The sequence below is a fragment of the Spirosoma knui genome (assembly GCF_054780635.1).
This window is the reverse complement of record NZ_BAAGVY010000004.1, coordinates 392,193-409,693: the sequence shown is the minus strand read 5'-3', so window position 1 is coordinate 409,693 and position 17,501 is coordinate 392,193. Positions and strand designations below refer to the sequence as shown.

The following is a 17,501-nucleotide window of genomic DNA, read 5'->3' as shown; positions in this document are numbered from 1 at the left end:
AGTCATCTACGAAAGGGTTGTGCGAGACGAGCACGTGGATAGGCGGCAGGTGCAGGGGCAGAGATGTCTAGAGCTGAGCCGTACTAATGAGCCCGGGCGCGAGTTTATTGTTTATGGGTACGACTTGAGCGAGTCGAGTACAGAAGTGAATCACCAGGTCTTTCTCTGTGGGGCAAACGACAAAGGATCTTGTTGGCTGGGGTAAGACCTAGCTGACGAAGGGAACATACAGGTTGGTGCTGGTAAGGCGGGTGAACACCTCTTCCATTCCGAACAGAGCCGTTAAGCCCCGTACTGCCGATGGTACTGCTGTCACAAGCGGGAGAGTAGGAAGGTGCCACCTGATGTCATTGAGCGAGTGAGAGCTCACCCTAGCGGGTGGGCTCTTCTCGTTTATAGGGGTTTTGCGGAGAAACCGAGTGTATGTATACAGGCAATTTTATCATTTTTTGTATCTTGCTTCATATTAAACCCTGTCAGACTGATGGCTCTTTTTAAACTGCAAGTAAACGGTAAAAGCTATCAAGCCGATGTTGAGCCTGATACACCACTTCTATGGGTACTTCGTGATCATTTTGGACTTGTTGGTACTAAATATGGATGTGGCATTGCCCAATGCGGAGCTTGTACAGTGCATCTAAATGGAGAAGCTACTCGTTCCTGTGTGCTACCAGTATCTGCAGTAGGTACTGGTAAAGTCACTACAATTGAAGGTTTGTCAAAAAATGGTGATCATCCTGTGCAACTTGCCTGGGATAAGGTCGACGTGCCCCAATGCGGGTATTGCCAGGCTGGCCAGATTATGACGGCCGCTGCTTTGTTAAAACGTACTCCTAAACCAACGACTGAGCAGATTGATGCGACAATGACGGGTAACTTATGCCGGTGTGGTACGTATCACCGCATTCGGGAAGCCGTTAAAGTAGCTGCAGCGTCCACAGCAAAAACGAAAACCTCAAAATCCAAATAGCAATGGCAACCCTTTCTAATCCAGGCCGAAGAAATTTTTTGAAGCTTGCGGCAGCAGCCGGGGGCGGTCTGTTTATTGGATTTAACTGGCTTGAATCCGAAGCCGCTACGTCGGCGGTGCTACGTGGTGGAGGAGTGGCCGCAGGTACTGATTTCAACAGCTATCTTTCTATAAATCCCCAGGGTATTATCACGATTTTGTCGCCTAACCCGGAAGTGGGACAGGGTATCAAAACCGCATTCCCAATTATTGTTGCGGAAGAGTTAGATGCTGACTGGACGAAGGTAGTTGTAGAGCAGGCTCCTTTAGATACGAAAAAGTTTGAACGTCAGGTTGCCGGGGGAAGTGGCTCTATACCGCATTCCTGGGAACGACTGCGCAAAGCGGGTGCTACGGCTCGATTGATGTTGATGGAAGCGGCCGCTAAGCGATGGAATGTGCCTGCCTCGGAATGTTCAACGGATAAAGGATTTGTACTACATGCGTCGAGTAATCGTAAGCTGAGCTACGGTGAGTTGGCAACAGAAGCTTCTCAAGTAGCCGTACCGATTAATGTGAAACTGAAAGATACGAAGGACTTTAAGCTGATAGGTAGTACGATAAAGAACGTAGATAATCCGAAAATCATAACGGGTAAGCCTTTATTCGGATTAGACGTTTACCGCGATGGAATGCTGTTTGCCATGATTCAGCGGCCTGGGTTCGGTTATAAACTCAAATCTGTTGACTCGAAAGCTGCCAAAGCAATGTCTGGTGTTGTCGATGTTGTTACGTTCGACAATAACGTTGCGGTTGTTGGTAAATCCACCTGGCAGGTGAAAAAAGCCAAAGACGCGCTGAAAATAGAGTGGGAGAAAGCCGATAATCTGGAAAGCACGGCTGATCATAATCGATTGTTTAAAGAACTACTCGATAGTAGAGAAGCCACCGTTCGACGTAAAGACGGAGATGTTGATGCTGCCTTTAAAAGTGCAGCCAAGGTAGTCACGGCTGAATATCAGTGCCCCTTCTTACCTCATAACCCGCTGGAGCCCATGAACTTTTTTGCTCATGTGCGACCCGATGGAGTAGAACTCATTGGCCCAACGCAGACACCTGAACTGGCTCGCAATGAAACGGCCAAGTTGTTAGGTATATCACCTGATAAAGTAACCGTTGAGCTAACGCGAATGGGCGGTGGATTTGGACGTCGGTTAAAGGCGGATTACGTTATTGAAGCCGTACAGGTATCGAAGTTAGTAAAGGCACCGGTAAAACTGATCTGGACGCGCGAAGACGACATGACCGGCGGTAGCTACCGACCAGCTGTTCGGTATCGCTTTGAGGCTGCTCTGGACGCACAAGGCAATATGATCGGCTATAAGCTGCGGGGGGTAAGCATCAACGCGGGTAACTCGACGCGCGAAGATAACTTCCCCTCGGGAGCGGTTGACAATCTGCTAATCGATAGCGTTGACCATAAATCACCAATTACAACAGGTCCCTGGCGGGCTCCAATCACAAATTTCTTAGCCTTCGCTGAGCAATCGTTCATTGATGAAGTTGCCCAGGCTGCTGGCAAAGATCCGGTGCAATTCCGGTTAGAATTGCTCGACAAGGCCAAGCAAAAGCCAGTCGGCGCTATTAAATACGACATCGACCGGATGAAAGGGGTTATTCAGCTAGCCGCTGAAAAATCTGGCTGGGGTAAGAAAAAGAATTCGGACGGTCGGCCCGTGTCACAAGGCTTCAGCGTCTACTTTTCGCACCGTTCCTACGTAGCGCAGGTGGGCGAAGTGGTGATGGAAAAAGGAAAACCGGTTCTGCAAAAAGTGTATTCAGTCGCTGATTGCGGTGTCGTCGTCAATCAGAGCGGAGCCCGGCAACAAGTCGCGGGTTGTATCGTCGACGGAATTGGCCATGCTATGTACGGTAACATTACGTTCAAAGACGGAATCCCCGAGCAGAAGAATTTCAACGAATTTCGCCTGATCCGGCTCAATGAAATCCCCGATGTAGAAGTTCACTTTGTGGATAACGGAATTGAGCCTACTGGCTTAGGCGAACCGTCGCTGCCCCCAGCGGGCGGAGCCGTTGCTAATGCAATTTTTAAAGCAACGGGTAAGCGGTTACGCAGTCAGCCTTTCGTTGAGGAAACTATATTCAAAGGCGTATCATAAAAAATTGCCTAATGCGAAAACGAAGAGCGCCAGGAAATCTTTCCTGGCGCTCTTCGTTTTCGCATTACGTACAGATGGTACGTTTACTGAATCGCAACCAGGCGGGCGGTCTCCTGAACGGGAGCCGTCGCTATTTTTAGTTGTTTACGTATGCTTCCCTCGGCGGATTTCACCTCAATCTCGTATTCGCCGTCGGTCAGGTCGTTTAAGTGGAAGAGGATTGCGTAGTTTTCATGCTTTTTGCCGAGCTTCTGTTGGTACAATACCTCGTTTTGTTGATTGCGAAGCAGAATAACAACGGGCGTATCGACTGCCTTGGTGACAGAAAGACGGATTTGATTATTAACGGTTACAAAAGCACTGGTATTAAAAGACAGCGCCTTTGGGTTGGTTGGGTTCATCAACGTAGCCGCGCTTAAAAGGATTGAACCAATTAGTGTAGTGAATGTCGGGAACATGATCGTGTAGTGTTTAAAGTCTAGAGATGTTTGGTTGTTTACTGTTCGTTTAGGATGAGCCAAACGTTGTGCCAGTTAAATAAGGCACTGATTATCAAAGTATTGTTATTGTGCCAGTTCACTACAGTTGTACGTATACGGACAAGAGCTGTTCACTTGCGGACAAACAGGCGGACATTTCAACGCTATCTTTTCCATCGTATTTACGATTGTGCCGGACTAGCGAATATCTTTGCCCGCTATGAACACTGAATTGATTAAAGCTTCTACTGAACAGGATATTCCGGCCTTAAATGACTTGGTAAACAGTGCGTATCGGGGAGATAGCTCCCGTAAAGGCTGGACTACCGAAGCTGATTTACTCGGCGGCATTCGAACCGATGAAGATGGGTTGCGAACTATGTTACAAAACCCTGGGGCCACCATTCTTAAATATGAAGAGGATGGTCAACTGCTCGGATGCGTGTATCTGGAGAAAAAAGGAGAAGAACTTTATTTAGGTATGCTGACTGTTTCACCCGAAGCGCAGGCCAACGGTATTGGTAAACACTTGCTGTCGGCGGCCGAACAGGTAGCATTAGCGCAAGGTTGCCAGCGCATGACAATGACCGTTATCTCCCAACGACACGAGCTGATCAGCTGGTACGAACGACGAGGGTATGAGCGAACGGGCGAAGTTCAACCGTTTCCGATGGACGACCCCCGCTTTGGCTTACCCAAGCAACCTCTGGAGTTTATAGTGATGAAAAAAAGTTTGATTAACGGAGCTATCTAGATTATTCTCCTACGTCGTTAACAACCTCATTTAATTATCTTATTCATTTATAATGCTTCTTATACGTAGTATTCTGTTGTTTGTCTTGTTTTTGTTGGGGCAGACAACCATGGCGCAAACAGCCGAACAAAATCTAAAAAGCCAGGGTATTACGTTGTACCCGCCCAGTAAGCCGTTAGCCAATTATGTAAAAGCTGTGCGAACGGGGAATCTTGTGTTCCTGGCCGGACACGTATCCACTCGGGCTGATGGCTCAGGGATTACGGGGAAGCTAGGAAAAGATGTAACTGTTGAACAAGGATATGAAGCCGCCAAAATTGCGACTATAGGATTACTGTCGACGCTGAAGGCTGAAGTTGGTGATCTTAACCGGGTTAAGCGGATCGTTAAAGTGACTGGGTTCGTAAACTCCACGCCTGATTTTGGCGATCAGCCAAAGGTAATTAACGGGTGTTCTGATCTGCTGGTAGCGGTATTCGGCGAAAAAGGCAAACATGCCCGTTCGGCGGTGGGTATGGGATCGCTTCCCTCCAATTATGCTGTAGAAATTGAGCTGATCGTAGAAGTTGAGTAAGCTCTACGATACGTAACAATGGAATGAATACGTACCTGTAACTCATGAAAAAGGAGGTCGTTTATGACCTCCTTTTTTAATCCTTCGATGGGATAAACGCTTATTGTTCTTCGCCCCGAATTCGGAATATACCACCCTCCAGCGATTCATCGACCCGAATCTGGCACGCAAGTCGGCTGTCAAATCCAGCGTCGGGGAGGGTGTCAAGCATATCTAACTCGGCATCCTGAGCAGCGGGTAAAGCGTCGAATCCTTCCAGTACCTGAACGTGGCAGGTCGCGCAAAGTGCCATGCCCCCGCACGTTGCCAGGATGTTGTATTCCGACGCTTTCAGCACTTCCATCAGGCTCAGATTAATGCCTTCCGGAATCTCTAGCGGCTGGCGTTCGCCGTTACGATCTTCTACTATGAAATTTATCATGTCATTGCTTGCCGTCAGGTAGTCATGCATTGTAAATGATACATGATTACCTGATGAGTAGTTAGAATGTTGGTACGCCGTTGACGGTCGTGTATTTAAAGCTCAATTTCTGATTTGGATACACGTATCTAAAGGCGCTCTGGCACATCAGGGCAGCCTCATGGAATCCACATAAAATTAGCTTGAGCTTGCCGGGATACGTATTGATGTCGCCGATGGCGTAGATCCGCTCGACATTGGTAGAGTAATCAGTCGTATCGACGGTAATCGCTGCCTTGTCAATGTTTAGCCCCCAGTCCGCAATGGGGCCCAGCTTTGGCGTAAGGCCAAACAAGGGAATCAGGTTATCGGCGGGGAGGGTCGTTACGGTTTTGTCTTTCGCCGTAATGCTAACCTCCTGCAAGTGCCCGTTGCCATGGATGCTGGTGATGTTCGATTGCAAAACCAGGTTGATTTTTCCTTCCTTAGCCAGTTCGAACACCTTCTCGGCCGAATCAGGAGCACCCCGGAACGTATCGCTCCGGTGAACGAGGGTAACTTCCTGCGCTACGTTGGCTAAGAAAACCGTCCAGTCGAGAGCGGAGTCGCCACCGCCCGCCAGTACGACCCGACGATCGCGCAACTGTTCCGGATTTTTAACCATATACGCTACGCCCTTACCTTCAAATTGTTCCAAGTTTTCGATTTCTGGTTTGCGAGGCTCAAAGCAGCCCAGGCCACCGGCGATGACAACGACTTGGCAATGCACGGCCGTTCCGTCGTTTGTTGTGATGATAAAGGACTCGTCGGGCTGGCGTTCCAGCGTTTCTACCCGTTCGCCTAACGTAAAGGTTGGATGGAACGGCTCAATCTGCTCCATCAGGTTGTCGACCAGCATCTGCGCATTGATGGACGGATAGCCCGGGATATCGTAGATCGGTTTTTGCGGATAGATCTCGGAAAGCTGACCGCCCACCTGTGGTAATGCGTCGATCAGATGGCAGCGCATTTTTAACAAACCCGCTTCAAAAACGGCAAACAGACCGACCGGGCCCGCGCCAATGATGCAAATATCTGTAGTAATCATGTTGTTTACGAAGTTCAACCACGGAGCCTATAACACTTCTTTGAAAGCCGTTATCAGATAAGCCCCACAGTATAGAACGAGCTAGTGACGTGAATAATTCGAGGGCAAAGCTAGAGCTGAAGCCGCTTCTAAGGATATGATAAATCGTGATGAGGGATAACTGGAGGGAATGGTTGGAGGAGCCAACGCAAAGCCGGGCACTCAAACAAATGCCCGAGCAGCTATAGTATGCACTTCCACCTATCCTGTTCTATGACGAAAATTATTATGAAAAATAGCATGAGTTCCATTTCATCATGCACAATGAAAGCTCAGACGAAGCGTTTTAATTCTGTTATGCTTCTCGTGCCTCAGCGGATCAACTGCTGAGGCTTTTTTATGCCTTGCTTTCAAGGTGTGGTCAATGAGTAATTTGCTGTTCATTAGGTTAAGGAGCGTAATTGCTTTCTCTATAAATCACGCTTCTCCGACGCTTATGAAACCCGCCCTGCTGTTCTGGATATTCGTTTTGATGGGACGTTCTGCTTTCGCGCAGGTCGTTGTCTCAACGGTATATACCTGGGGTAAGGCACCGGTCGAAAACCAGGCGGGTTATGCCGAGCGGACGTTACTGGAGGGAACGGCAAAGGGGTTTTCGGCTATAAGCTTACAGGCGGTAACGCTGCCCGCCAATCAGCCCGCGCAGCCTGCCCAACAGCTTGATGAGGAGGCTCTGCTGATAGTTAAGGAAGGCGAACTAACCTTGACTATCGAGCAGACGAGAAAAACGCTCGGGCCAGGCAGCGTGGTCATTATAATGCCGGGTGACTTTTTCCGGCTAGACAACAAAAGTCTGCAACCGCTTACGTACTACTTCCTCAGGTCTACCTCGAACGAAGTGCCTGATCTGGATTTGTACCGGCTGGCGGGTGGTTCGTTCTGGGTTGACGGGCGTGAGGAATCTCCCGGTTCCCTTAGTCAAAGCCGTATTCGCCCACTCTTCGAAGGGGGGACCATAATGGCCAAACGCCTTAAGATCGAAAGGGCAACGCTTGCTCCGGGGGCATCTGACAACACGTCTCCATCCAAGTCCGCAATAAAAATGCTGGTTATGCTGGAAAATGCGGCTCTGGCTACAATTGATGGCGTAGCGCACAAGGCGCAGTCGGGTGATGTTGTGTTTGTGGGAGCCGACGTAGCGTATTCGGTCCAGAATGCTAGCCAGGCCCCCTGCACGTATTTATCGCTCGAATTCGAATAGCCCCTGCTAGACTGAATGCTCAGTATTTTAGTAGCAAGTTCAGCAGCTTACGGTCTAGTTTATGGCCGTACCAGTCTTCGTACGCTACGTCGGTGCGTTTGGAGTCCAGAATACCGAAGTCGCCGATATACTCCCAGAGCGCAAAGCCAATGCCATTGCTCGACAGAATATCAAGCACATCGCCAAACCAGGCCAGAAATACGTCGTGGGGCGTTTTGTTCCAGCTGCCACATTCGCCACAGTGAACGCCAACCCCTTGTTTAACTAAATCGATCCAGGGCTTGTAATACGTTTCGAGCATCTGTCGGCTCAGGTACTGATCGCCAACCTGCCCTGGCCATTTAGGTGTCGGCAAATTATCCGGGTCTTTGTTAGCCCAGGGCGCTTTATAGTGGGAAATAATGCCCGGATGATACCCCCGGCAGCTCTGCGCGATATTCAGATCCGTGATTTCTGGAATGACCGAATTCCCGACATTATTCCCGTCGGCGATGATCAGATGATTCGGGTTTTCTTTCCGAATCGCCTGAGAAGCTGCCAGCGCCAGCTTTCGATAGGCGTCGCCGGGTACCGAGCTGCGCTTCGAATGCTGGTCGTTCATGTCGGCCCGCATACTCGGCTCGTTGAGGAGGTCGAAGCTAATCTTGTCGGAGGAAACGTTTTTATACCGTTTCGCCCACATATTCCAGTGAAAACAGAAGGCGTCCAGCGCTGATTGGTCGGTCCACAGGTTATAGGGCTCATTGAATCCGGCATTGATGCAATAACCAGGAGCGCGGTGGAGGTTCAGACTGACGTGTAGCTTTTGCTGATGCGCCAGTTCGACTAACGTAGCGATACGGTCGACAGCCCGCTCGTCAATGTGGTACACCTCGTCGGGTGTAATATTTCGACGACGATCAAAATTGAGGTAGTACGGGTAAGCGATGGGGATGCGGACGAAATCGAAACCCCAGTCACTCATCCACTGCAACTGTTCTTTGGTCGTAGGCGTACGTGTAGAGGCTGGGTTGGGCGAAAAGAAATCCAGCAGGTTAAAGCCTTTCCACTTGGGCAGCTTGTTTTTGCTGACCTGCTGAAACGGTAATGCGTGCAGATCAGTAAACGGTGCACTTAAGGCAGTGGCCAGAGCGCCCGAGGTTTTTAAGAATGTTCTTCGTTGCATGTTGACGACAAATTAGCAGGAGAAAAATAGGCTTTAACCGCAAGGATACGTAGCGTATACTGGATGAAACGATCAGCGATCCATCACCAGGCCATCGAAGCGATCTAGCTTTTTCAACGTAAACTTCACCAAACCCTTTTCCCACGTAAACTTGATCGGTTGACCCGTAGCCATCGAAAACACCTTAGAGGGGTTGAAGTCGCTGCGTACCTGAAACGTAAGATCGTAGAGCGGTAACGGCGCGAAGTACGTATTACCACTAAAACCGGTGAGATTGACCAGGTGCAGAATCAGTCCGTCGGTTGTTGGTTTAGCTAACGCGCCCGGCACATTTTTGCGATACTCCTGCAAAATCACTTCGACCCGTTCGGGTGCGCTGGTCGTTACCAGCGAATGGGCATCGGGCAAAACGAGGTCAATGGCGTCCAGGAGCAGATTTTTGTGTTCCTGATAGCCGTGCATGTAATACAGTCGGCCGAGATTAATGGGCAGGATAAGGTTCTTGCTTGGACCGTACTGCTTTAAGGCCATGGCCTGATAACCGGTTGGGTCGTGACCGCCAATGATCTCCGGCGGTCCGGGTCGGCCTTTCGCCAGAATGGGCAGATACGTAGCGTCCGCTCCTTTGAAGTCATACAAGCCCAGATTAAACTTCCAGAAAAGCATCTTTTGCTGCTTGAATCGCTTGAACACCGCCTTGTTATCCGGGTTGAGATAAAACCCAGTACCATCGTGATCTTTATTCACGACTTTGGCCCCGAACAATTCAGCCAGCACTTCGGGCTGGTCGAAGAGCGTCCGGTTGGTAGCAATCAGGCTCGTTCCCTGGCGACTGGCTTCTTTGAGCACCCGAACCGATTCGGCGTTGAGGTACGTAATCTCCGGTAAGATCAGCAGCTTGTATTTTTTTAGTTGCTGAGTCAGGTTCCCAAGCTGAGCATCTTCGATAATGTCGAATGGAATGTGCGCTTCTTTTAGCATCAACTGGATGCCCCGGTACTCCTGCATCGGCTCTCCACTGGGCCAGGAGCCTGGCGCGATCACGGCGATGTTCGCCACGGACGTATAGCGGCCAAAATACGGCTCATGCTTTTTGTGGTAGGCGTAAATCTGCCGGATGATGTCGTAATTCCGTTCGTCTTCGTAGCCGCGCATATCGCCCATCATACTCATATCGAGACCCGAGCCATTGGCAATATTCTCGTAGAGCCGTATGGCCACTTCTTCGGGCTCAACCGCGTTGTAGCGCGACTGAAACGAAATCTGCTGAATGCTGGCGTTGCTGATTACGTGATCGGGAAAGGAGTGTACCGCATTGTTGACGTTATCCGAAGCGGTATAAGGCCAGTAAGGCAGGCTCGTGTTCGACTGGGATTCGTGCCGGATAATGTCGACGTACTTGTCGGAGTAGGTACAGATGGCAATCTGATTGCTCTTCGAGTGGACCAGTTCATGGAGCCGTTTTGACCACTCTTCGGTCGTAAACTTTTTGAACGCCTGATATTTCTGAAAGACCGGGTCGGCTTTATTTTCTTCAATGGGTAACGTCAGCCCACTACTGTACTCGGCGAAGCGTTTTTTATCATACTCGTTCTGATCGATACCGTGGTATTTGCCTTCGTACGGGTTATTGACCTGATAGCCGGGCATATTCAAGAAAATACCGTCGATTGGGTACCGGTTCATCACTTCTTCGATGATGCGGAATGCCCGATCCTGTACGTACGGCGCGTTGATCGACACAACGTACATATCCGTATTGATGATCCGCTCGCCTTTGGGCGATACGTAACACCAGTCGGGATGTGCCTTGAAAATGCTTTCGTGGACGCGACTGAAGTCAAACCGTACGATTACCCGAATCCCGTTCTGGTGGCATTTGCTGATAACGTCGCCCAGCATGTTGGGCTTCATGTGCGGATTGGTGTAGTGAAAGTCGAGCTGAGTCGGGAAAAAGGCCATAATGCCGCCCGCGTTGATCAGCAACGTATTGGCCGAAGCCTTCTTAAGATCGTCCAGCAGCGAATCCGGATTCAGAGTAGCAGCTTCGTAGGCGGGCAGATTGGTTTGAATAACGCGCAGGTTGTTTTGCTTCCACCAGGGCGCATTCGTCGATTTTTTGGTTGCCGGGTTCGTTTTCTGCTGGCCAATCGTGGGGATATTGAGAGACAGTAGAAAAGAGAGATAAATAAAGAAGTATTTATACATAGCGGGTTCGGGAAAGGGGTGAAATTAAGGCTATGTCCTCCCGAAAACAAAGTAGCCTCCCCATACACAGCCGCGATTGGCCAGATTTGAACCAGCAAACCCAACTTCATTCTGTCATTAGCAATGGATAATGTAATATGAATTGGCGGAGCAGTATAACTCTGATTGGGGCAGTAGATAACTATTGATTGGATATCTTTTTGAGGTTTCGTAAACTTAAGCGTAGCCGAAACCGCTAAGTGTAGCCGAATCGAACGAAATTTTGACACGGATTAGGCAGAAAATTTTACTCCTGGTTATGAAAACTAGTTACGTCCGTACACCGTGGGCGATCCGTCCACACAAATCCGTTTTAGAGCGATTCGGCTGGTTACCGGGTCTGTTCGTCGCCTTGCTTATACTAGCTCGGGTTAGCCATGCACAAACCCTGCCCGCCAATTTCAGCCAGGTAGCGGTGGCGAGTGGCCTGGGCGCACCAACCGTCATTGCCTTTGCTCCCGATGGACGCCTGTTTATCGCGCAGCAGAATGGCGTACTACGCGTCGTTAAAAATGGTACGCTACTTCCCACTCCATTCCTTCAGCTTCCGGTTGAGGTTAATGGCGAACGGGGCCTGCTGGGGATTGCCTTCGATCCCGATTTTGCCACCAACAAGTTTATCTACCTGTATTACACCGTCCCGGCGGGGGCGGTAGCGGTTCATAATCGAATCAGTCGGTTCACGGCTAACGGCGACGTAGCGTTAGCGGGCAGCGAGTCAATCATTCTGGAACTGAACTCCCTCAGTAGGGCCACAAATCATAATGGCGGCTCGATGGTGTTCGGAGCCGATAAGAAGCTATACGTGGGTGTTGGTGAAAATGCGTACCCGCCCCACGCCCAGGACCTCACTAATTATCTGGGCAAAGTATTACGGATTAATCCGGATGGGAGTGTACCGGCGGGTAATCCATTTACGGACGGCAATGAAGCTAAGCAACGGATCTGGGCGTATGGGTTGCGAAACCCCTACACGCTGGCGGTGCAACCCGGAACGGGCCGACTTTTCGTGAACGATGTGGGGCAGGAAGTCTGGGAAGAAATCAACGACGCCACGACCGCCGGAGCCAATTTCGGCTGGCCTTCGGCGGAGGGCGTCAGCACGAATCCAGCGTTTAAAAACCCGGTCTACGCCTATACGCACGGCGGGGGCGACGGAACCGGTTGCGCCATCACGGGCGGAGTGTTTTTCAATCCTGCGTCCACTACGTATCCCGCCAGCTACATCGGTACGTATTTCTTTCAGGATTTTTGCAGCAACTGGATCAACGTACTCGATTTGTCGGGGCCGACACCCGTCCGCTCTTCGTTTGCCACCAATGTGCCCGGCAACGCCCTCAGCGTTACGGTTGGCCCCGACGGAAATCTGTATTACGCGAGCCGCATCGCTGGTAGCGTTTTTAAAGTAATTTATACGGGTACCACCTGCCAGACTATTAAGGACGGCAACTGGCACGACGCTACGGTATGGTCCTGTGGGCGGATTCCGACGTTAAATGATAAAGCTACCGTTCGGCACGCACTGACCATTGGCTCGAGTACAGTTGGGCAGGCGCATCAGGTGCAATATGAAGCCGGTGGGCGGTTGGCGTTTGCAACTGGTGCTCAGCTTACACTCGGTAAGTAAGGTACGTAGCGTATTAATCTTCGGGAACGTACCAAACCAGGCGTTCAGCAAAAAATAGCGAAGAATCAGCTCGTATTGATTCGCTTAGTTCTTCCCCGAGTCACCAAGCACCGTCGACAGAATTTCGTCTACTGTGGCAAAAAACAGCGTATTCGACTGCGCTTGCAGAATGTCGGCCCGCGTGTACCCCCAGGCAACTCCGCCAAAGGTTAACGATGCTTTACTGGCGGCTTCAATATCTCGGAGTTCATCGCCAATGCAAAGCGTTTCGGCCGACGTAACGCCACTTTTCGTTACTACTCTTTTGAATTTGCGCGGTTTGCCGAATAAGGCCGAACCACATTCATAATGATTGATGAGGGCAGCATGACGGGGGCCTAATACCCGACGAACATTTTCGGCAGAGTTCGAACTCACGATCGCCAGTTGGACGCCCTGCGCTGACAGTTGCTCTAATAAAGCCGGAATGTCCGCAAACAACGTAATCTGGTCAATATCCTGGGCCATCAGCCGAATAAACGACCGGGCCACAAACGGAATCTTCCAGGCAGGAAGCTTACTGTGCTTCATCATCTGACGCGCATCAAGTCCACGTAACTGGTCGACCTGGTCCAACTCAATCTGTTCAAAATTGTATTGTCTAGCCAATACATTCACGGTGCGCAGGAAATAAGGAAACGAGTCGGCCAACGTACCATCGAAATCGAAAATTACTAGTTTGTAATTCATTGTAGTGTTCACTTGTAATGTCGTAAAAACGTCTTGAAAGAGGGTAGATAAACTGGCTAACAGGATTGGGCAATACCGCCGTGATGGGCTGAATTAAACCGGGAATACTCAGCTCGACGTAAGGTACCAGTTTACTATGACAGGATTGAACGGCCACAAAATTATTGGGTTTTCTTAGACCGAGATGGCTTAACGCGGCCCTATACCAGCGGCAATTATTAAACGGTTTTGTCCGTCCAACGCCCTAAACAGTTCAAGTGCCAAAAACAACCACTCTTCACGTGAAAGGTCGGATTCAACCGATATCCGTAGCACGTGCCGGTAGCCCGCTATAGTTTTGACTCATCAATCAGGGACAACTAATCGACTCTGAACTGATCTAAAACTAAATCTGCCACAAGGCCAACCTTTAACAACAATCACTATGAAAACGCTATTCGCTTCCTTACTTATTGCTTTGACTACCAACGCCTTCGCTACGCCTGACGATAAGGCTACGGCTCCAGCTTCGTTCCAATCCTCCGTATACGTATCGACAACCAACGGCATCCGCGTAGCGGTAGATAAAGAGAAAGGTCAGACCGTGCAGATTCGATTAGTTGATGAAAAAGGCCGCGTAGTTGCGACCGAATCGATCGCCAAAAAGCAAAGCCAGTTCCGGGGCCGTTTCGACGTAAACAAATTGCCAGACGGCCATTACACGCTGGAAATTACTGATGGTTCGGCCGTTGAGACGCGTGGCATTGATGTAGTGACGAACGCGCCAACACCAAGTGCTAACCGGGTTATATCGCTCCTGTAACGGTCGGGCCCATTGTTCCGCAATCGCCAACACTCGGCGTACCAATCAGATATAGTAAGCAGACAGCTACATGAACAAACGCCAGGTAGAGCCAAAACTCTTTACCTGGCGTTTCTTATGAAAAAGCAGATAGTTCGAAAGAAATTGAAACGGGTATGCTACGTAATGCTTCGGAACGTTAGTAAACAAAAGAAGTTTATGCCGCTTATCAGGCTCCACCTTTTAGCGGGTTTCTTCGCATATGCTTAGCTTTGCTGCAATCGATACACTTTATTTATGATTACTAAAGTATTACGTTTTGGCGTGCTCGTCCTGATGATCGGTTGTAAGAAAGATGATGTATGTTATGAATGCGTTACAACCACATCCCGATACGTATCAGCGACTAGTCCTAATGCGATTACGCGGGATACGGTCATCCAGTGCGGTAAGTCGAACATGGAACAATACGTGAGAGCAAACTCGCTGTCAACGCCCGGTGGAGGATCGACTGTTTCCAAAACGGTTGACTGCTCCCAAAAGCCATAGCGCTGAACGGATTCTTTACGTAGTGTGAACGTTTGGTAAGAATCCGTCCAGGCTGTTCCTGCTTGTCTTACTGCACCCCCGCCATCCTGACGGATTGGGGGATGTTTACATCGGCTGACCGGGCTAGTTTGTGGTAATAGACATAGGAGCTTATTACCAGAACTACCAGGATCAGAAGCGGCAGGCCCATAGTGAGTCCGGCGCCGACCGAAACATGCGAGTAAATAGCCCCAATCAGGTCGAACAGTAAACCAGCGTAGGCCCATTCTTTGAGTCGTTGATAACCCGGAATCAGAATAGCCACAATGCCCAGTAGTTTCGCTACGCCCAGAAACGGAACCAAGTAGGCGGGATAACCCAACTGCGTTACGTGTGCAACGGCCTCGGGTGCCGACATGGCATCGAAAATAGAGCCCAAGCCCAGCACGGCTGCCATTAATCCGGTTAATATCCAGTACACTACTTTCGTCGTTTTCATGATTCTTATGTTTAGTTTTATGAAGCTAAGGTAGCCTCATTTCTGCCCGAATAGGGGGTACGATTCCGGCAATATAGCGGGGTAATTGCGACACTAAAAAATAGAGGAATGCACGGTCAAAACAGGCCGAACGTGCGCGGTCTGGCAGGTCAAACGAAAGTATTTTGTTAAGAGCTTCAGACGAAACGAATTGGTATGAGAGTCATGTAATACGTGTCGTAAAGTATGGAACTAACCTATAGATTGGCCCTAGAGTCGGACCTGGCGGACATTGTCAGTATGCTGGCCGATGATCCCTTAGGAGCGCAACGCGAAGCCGTTAATACGTCGTTACTGGATGCCTACCGGCAGGCGTTTCGAATCATTGCCAGCGACAGGCAACAGGAGTTGACCGTTGTTGAAGTCGATCAGGAAATCGTTGCGACATTTCAGCTTAGCTTCATTCAGTACTTAACGTATCAGGGGGGCATACGAGCACAGATAGAAGCTGTTCGTGTCAAAGCAACGTACCGAGGGCAGGGGATAGGAACCCAACTTTTTCAGTACGCCATTCAACGGGCAAAAGAAAAAGGCGCCCACCTGGTTCAGCTAACGACCGATAAGAAACGACCTGAAGCGAAGCGATTTTATGAGTCATTGGGCTTTATTGCCTCACACGAAGGGATGAAACTTCACGTGTAGGTTCTCTTGACGTACAGTGTGTGAAATGCGTTCGAATGGCGAATGAGTAAAAGTGAGTACTGCTGGAAATTGAAAGCAAACGTATGGGCTACGATGGCGTGGTACGTTAGAAATCAGACGACGGCAAATGCATATGTACAGACCGCTGACCAAAGGCCAGTAAATCAGATTCTGCGTTTCACAGAAGACCATCCATATAGTTACAATATATTTAGGTCCTGCACCGAATACCTTCTTAAGGTCTGTTTACGTTGTTCAGTTCTTTTCGTTATGGAAACATCTGCCAGTCGGCCTATGCTCTATTTTGCGGTAAGTGAGCCTTTACCGTCCCCGTTAAACACCAAAATGCCAGCCGGAGCCAGTTGGCGGTATGGTTCGCACAAGGTACGTAACCTGAACCATGCTCTCGAATTCTTAAGTGCTTTTAAATCGCTGAACTGGTTGATTCACCAGGCCTGGGTAATCGATACCGATGGGTTCAAGCTGACCATTCCTCCGGAACATATTGATGAACGACTGGTTAATCAAGTGAATAATCTACCTGATTTTCAGGATAATATTAGTAATATTGTTTTTCATACGTTATATTAAAATACCGTCCCGTTCAACGGATCCAGTATATTGATTGTTAAAACTAATTCAGGCTTTTAATGACGGGCCTGGTGATTGGGTGTTGCCTGGAACGGCTGTTACTCAATCGACTACATAATCTCACGGGTTGCTCACCGTGTTAATCTGGTTTACGCGACCCGCCACTTAGAAAGCCTATGAATCAGCACGTAATGACCCGCAACAATGTAAACGTTTCGGGTAAAGGCACGCAGCCTATGCTGCTGGCGCATGGGTTTGGGTGTGATCAGCACATGTGGCAGTATATAACCCCCGCTTTTGAAGACGACTACCGGCTGATTCTTTTCGATTACGTTGGTTCGGGGGGCTCTGATCTTAATTCGTATAGCCTTGAGCGTTACAGCAGCCTGAACGGATACGCGCAGGATGTTCTCGACATCTGCGAGGCTCTGGATTTACGGAACATCATCTTCGTGGGGCATTCCGTTAGCAGTATGATTGGGGCGTTGGCGGCTATCCAGCAGCCCGATCGCTTCGAGCGACTAATCATGATTGGACCTTCTCCCCGTTACATCAATGATACCGGGTATATAGGTGGGTTTGAACGGGCCGACATCGAAGAACTGCTGACGCTGATGGACCACAACTATATTGGCTGGGCGCATACGCTGGCCCCCGCCATTATGGGCAATCCTGATCGTCCGGCACTGGGCCAGGAGTTAACGGATGGTTTCTGTTCCACCGATCCGATCATTGCCCGCCAGTTCGCCCGCATTACGTTTCTGTCCGACAACCGCACGGATCTGTCGGCATTACAGGTGAATTCGCTCATTATGCAATGCGACGACGACCTGATTGCGCCTGTATCCGTTGGTGAATATACTCATCAGCAATTGGCGAACAGTTCAATACGTTACCTGAAGGCTACGGGGCATTGCCCCCACGTAAGCGCTCCGGCCGAAACGATTGCCATTATGAAGGAGTACCTTCAGGAGGCCCAGCCAGCCTAAC

The 17,501-nt window shown here is 49.6% G+C and carries 18 protein-coding genes and 2 rRNA genes; 13 read left to right on the top strand and 7 right to left on the bottom strand.

The genetic code is table 11. The annotated features are described in order from the left end of the window. The 4 genes from ACYVIY_RS12340 to ACYVIY_RS12325 form a co-directional block, all read left to right on the top strand. Window positions 1–108, top strand: a 23S ribosomal RNA gene (locus tag ACYVIY_RS12340); the annotation flags it as partial. A gap of 124 nt (window positions 109–232) precedes the next feature. Further along, window positions 233–343, top strand: a 5S ribosomal RNA gene (gene rrf / locus ACYVIY_RS12335). Window positions 344–484: 141 nt separating this feature from the next. Beyond that, window positions 485–970 (top strand): (2Fe-2S)-binding protein, encoded by a 486-nt coding sequence (locus ACYVIY_RS12330; protein WP_460976658.1) that lies wholly within the window; start codon window positions 485–487, stop codon window positions 968–970. 2 nt (window positions 971–972) lie between these two features. Then, entirely contained in the window at window positions 973–3,129 is a 2,157-nt protein-coding gene (locus ACYVIY_RS12325; RefSeq protein ID WP_460976657.1) for a xanthine dehydrogenase family protein molybdopterin-binding subunit, read from the top strand. 83 nt (window positions 3,130–3,212) lie between these two features. On the opposite strand, the gene ACYVIY_RS12320 is transcribed toward ACYVIY_RS12325, so the two are convergent. Then, window positions 3,213–3,587, bottom strand: coding sequence for a hypothetical protein (locus ACYVIY_RS12320; RefSeq protein WP_460976656.1), 375 nt, complete (start codon window positions 3,585–3,587; stop codon window positions 3,213–3,215). A 241-nt stretch (window positions 3,588–3,828) separates the two neighbouring features. On the opposite strand from ACYVIY_RS12320, the gene ACYVIY_RS12315 reads away from it, so the two are divergent. Further along, entirely contained in the window at window positions 3,829–4,362 is a 534-nt protein-coding gene (locus ACYVIY_RS12315; RefSeq protein WP_460976655.1) for a GNAT family N-acetyltransferase, read from the top strand. A gap of 52 nt (window positions 4,363–4,414) precedes the next feature. Then, a complete protein-coding gene (locus ACYVIY_RS12310) occupies window positions 4,415–4,936 on the top strand; it encodes a RidA family protein (RefSeq protein WP_460976654.1) in 522 nt (173 codons plus the stop codon). A gap of 100 nt (window positions 4,937–5,036) precedes the next feature. Here ACYVIY_RS12310 and ACYVIY_RS12305 read toward each other — a convergent pair whose 3' ends face one another. Both ACYVIY_RS12305 and ACYVIY_RS12300 read right to left on the bottom strand, forming a co-directional pair. Next, window positions 5,037–5,357, bottom strand: a complete 321-nt coding sequence (locus ACYVIY_RS12305; protein ID WP_460976653.1) for a 2Fe-2S iron-sulfur cluster-binding protein — start codon at window positions 5,355–5,357, stop codon at window positions 5,037–5,039. A 61-nt stretch (window positions 5,358–5,418) separates the two neighbouring features. Next, window positions 5,419–6,423, bottom strand: a complete 1,005-nt coding sequence (locus ACYVIY_RS12300; RefSeq protein WP_460976652.1) for an NAD(P)/FAD-dependent oxidoreductase — start codon at window positions 6,421–6,423, stop codon at window positions 5,419–5,421. A 475-nt stretch (window positions 6,424–6,898) separates the two neighbouring features. Between ACYVIY_RS12300 and ACYVIY_RS12295 the strand changes: the two genes are divergently transcribed. Next, complete coding sequence (locus ACYVIY_RS12295; protein ID WP_460976651.1) at window positions 6,899–7,663, top strand: cupin; 765 nt, start codon at window positions 6,899–6,901, stop codon at window positions 7,661–7,663. A gap of 19 nt (window positions 7,664–7,682) precedes the next feature. On the opposite strand, the gene ACYVIY_RS12290 is transcribed toward ACYVIY_RS12295, so the two are convergent. Further along, window positions 7,683–8,828 (bottom strand): glycoside hydrolase family 5 protein, encoded by a 1,146-nt coding sequence (locus ACYVIY_RS12290; protein ID WP_460976650.1) that lies wholly within the window; start codon window positions 8,826–8,828, stop codon window positions 7,683–7,685. Between the two features lie 72 nt (window positions 8,829–8,900). Then, window positions 8,901–11,036 carry an alpha-amylase family protein gene (locus tag ACYVIY_RS12285; RefSeq protein ID WP_460976649.1) on the bottom strand — a complete coding sequence of 712 codons (2,136 nt, stop codon included), beginning with the start codon at window positions 11,034–11,036 and terminating at the stop codon, window positions 8,901–8,903. A 298-nt stretch (window positions 11,037–11,334) separates the two neighbouring features. Between ACYVIY_RS12285 and ACYVIY_RS12280 the strand changes: the two genes are divergently transcribed. Then, window positions 11,335–12,702: a PQQ-dependent sugar dehydrogenase gene (locus ACYVIY_RS12280; RefSeq protein WP_460976648.1), complete on the top strand. Its 1,368-nt coding sequence runs from the start codon at window positions 11,335–11,337 to the stop codon at window positions 12,700–12,702. 84 nt (window positions 12,703–12,786) lie between these two features. Here the strand turns inward: ACYVIY_RS12280 and ACYVIY_RS12275 are convergent, their stop codons facing one another. Beyond that, entirely contained in the window at window positions 12,787–13,431 is a 645-nt protein-coding gene (locus ACYVIY_RS12275) for an HAD hydrolase-like protein (protein WP_460976647.1), read from the bottom strand. 424 nt (window positions 13,432–13,855) lie between these two features. Here ACYVIY_RS12275 and ACYVIY_RS12270 point away from each other — a divergent pair, with 424 nt between their 5' ends. After that, complete coding sequence (locus tag ACYVIY_RS12270; protein WP_460976646.1) at window positions 13,856–14,233, top strand: T9SS type A sorting domain-containing protein; 378 nt, start codon at window positions 13,856–13,858, stop codon at window positions 14,231–14,233. A 276-nt stretch (window positions 14,234–14,509) separates the two neighbouring features. After that, window positions 14,510–14,761 (top strand): hypothetical protein, encoded by a 252-nt coding sequence (locus tag ACYVIY_RS12265; RefSeq protein WP_460976645.1) that lies wholly within the window; start codon window positions 14,510–14,512, stop codon window positions 14,759–14,761. A 67-nt stretch (window positions 14,762–14,828) separates the two neighbouring features. Here ACYVIY_RS12265 and ACYVIY_RS12260 read toward each other — a convergent pair whose 3' ends face one another. Further along, window positions 14,829–15,239: a DoxX family protein gene (locus ACYVIY_RS12260; RefSeq protein ID WP_460976644.1), complete on the bottom strand. Its 411-nt coding sequence runs from the start codon at window positions 15,237–15,239 to the stop codon at window positions 14,829–14,831. Window positions 15,240–15,464: 225 nt separating this feature from the next. On the opposite strand from ACYVIY_RS12260, the gene ACYVIY_RS12255 reads away from it, so the two are divergent. The 3 genes from ACYVIY_RS12255 to ACYVIY_RS12245 all read left to right on the top strand — a co-directional run bounded on the left by ACYVIY_RS12255 (window position 15,465) and on the right by ACYVIY_RS12245 (window position 17,500). Further along, window positions 15,465–15,920, top strand: a complete 456-nt coding sequence (locus ACYVIY_RS12255; protein WP_460976643.1) for a GNAT family N-acetyltransferase — start codon at window positions 15,465–15,467, stop codon at window positions 15,918–15,920. Between the two features lie 270 nt (window positions 15,921–16,190). Continuing rightward, window positions 16,191–16,511 carry a hypothetical protein gene (locus ACYVIY_RS12250; RefSeq protein ID WP_460976642.1) on the top strand — a complete coding sequence of 107 codons (321 nt, stop codon included), beginning with the start codon at window positions 16,191–16,193 and terminating at the stop codon, window positions 16,509–16,511. Window positions 16,512–16,687: 176 nt separating this feature from the next. Beyond that, window positions 16,688–17,500, top strand: a complete 813-nt coding sequence (locus tag ACYVIY_RS12245; protein WP_460976641.1) for an alpha/beta fold hydrolase — start codon at window positions 16,688–16,690, stop codon at window positions 17,498–17,500. The last annotated feature ends 1 nt before the right edge of the window (window position 17,501 follow it).

Bases quoted from the DNA above. Each gene is read 5' to 3' on its own strand.
- ACYVIY_RS12330 (WP_460976658.1), top strand. From the start codon at position 485: ATGGCTCTTTTTAAACTGCAAGTAAACGGTAAAAGCTATCAAGCCGAT.
- ACYVIY_RS12325 (WP_460976657.1), top strand. From the start codon at position 973: ATGGCAACCCTTTCTAATCCAGGCCGAAGAAATTTTTTGAAGCTTGCG.
- ACYVIY_RS12320 (WP_460976656.1), bottom strand. From the start codon at position 3,587: ATGTTCCCGACATTCACTACACTAATTGGTTCAATCCTTTTAAGCGCG.
- ACYVIY_RS12315 (WP_460976655.1), top strand. From the start codon at position 3,829: ATGAACACTGAATTGATTAAAGCTTCTACTGAACAGGATATTCCGGCC.
- ACYVIY_RS12310 (WP_460976654.1), top strand. From the start codon at position 4,415: ATGCTTCTTATACGTAGTATTCTGTTGTTTGTCTTGTTTTTGTTGGGG.
- ACYVIY_RS12305 (WP_460976653.1), bottom strand. From the start codon at position 5,357: ATGATAAATTTCATAGTAGAAGATCGTAACGGCGAACGCCAGCCGCTA.
- ACYVIY_RS12300 (WP_460976652.1), bottom strand. From the start codon at position 6,423: ATGATTACTACAGATATTTGCATCATTGGCGCGGGCCCGGTCGGTCTG.
- ACYVIY_RS12295 (WP_460976651.1), top strand. From the start codon at position 6,899: ATGAAACCCGCCCTGCTGTTCTGGATATTCGTTTTGATGGGACGTTCT.
- ACYVIY_RS12290 (WP_460976650.1), bottom strand. From the start codon at position 8,828: ATGCAACGAAGAACATTCTTAAAAACCTCGGGCGCTCTGGCCACTGCC.
- ACYVIY_RS12285 (WP_460976649.1), bottom strand. From the start codon at position 11,036: ATGTATAAATACTTCTTTATTTATCTCTCTTTTCTACTGTCTCTCAAT.
- ACYVIY_RS12280 (WP_460976648.1), top strand. From the start codon at position 11,335: ATGAAAACTAGTTACGTCCGTACACCGTGGGCGATCCGTCCACACAAA.
- ACYVIY_RS12275 (WP_460976647.1), bottom strand. From the start codon at position 13,431: ATGAATTACAAACTAGTAATTTTCGATTTCGATGGTACGTTGGCCGAC.
- ACYVIY_RS12270 (WP_460976646.1), top strand. From the start codon at position 13,856: ATGAAAACGCTATTCGCTTCCTTACTTATTGCTTTGACTACCAACGCC.
- ACYVIY_RS12265 (WP_460976645.1), top strand. From the start codon at position 14,510: ATGATTACTAAAGTATTACGTTTTGGCGTGCTCGTCCTGATGATCGGT.
- ACYVIY_RS12260 (WP_460976644.1), bottom strand. From the start codon at position 15,239: ATGAAAACGACGAAAGTAGTGTACTGGATATTAACCGGATTAATGGCA.
- ACYVIY_RS12255 (WP_460976643.1), top strand. From the start codon at position 15,465: ATGGAACTAACCTATAGATTGGCCCTAGAGTCGGACCTGGCGGACATT.
- ACYVIY_RS12250 (WP_460976642.1), top strand. From the start codon at position 16,191: ATGGAAACATCTGCCAGTCGGCCTATGCTCTATTTTGCGGTAAGTGAG.
- ACYVIY_RS12245 (WP_460976641.1), top strand. From the start codon at position 16,688: ATGAATCAGCACGTAATGACCCGCAACAATGTAAACGTTTCGGGTAAA.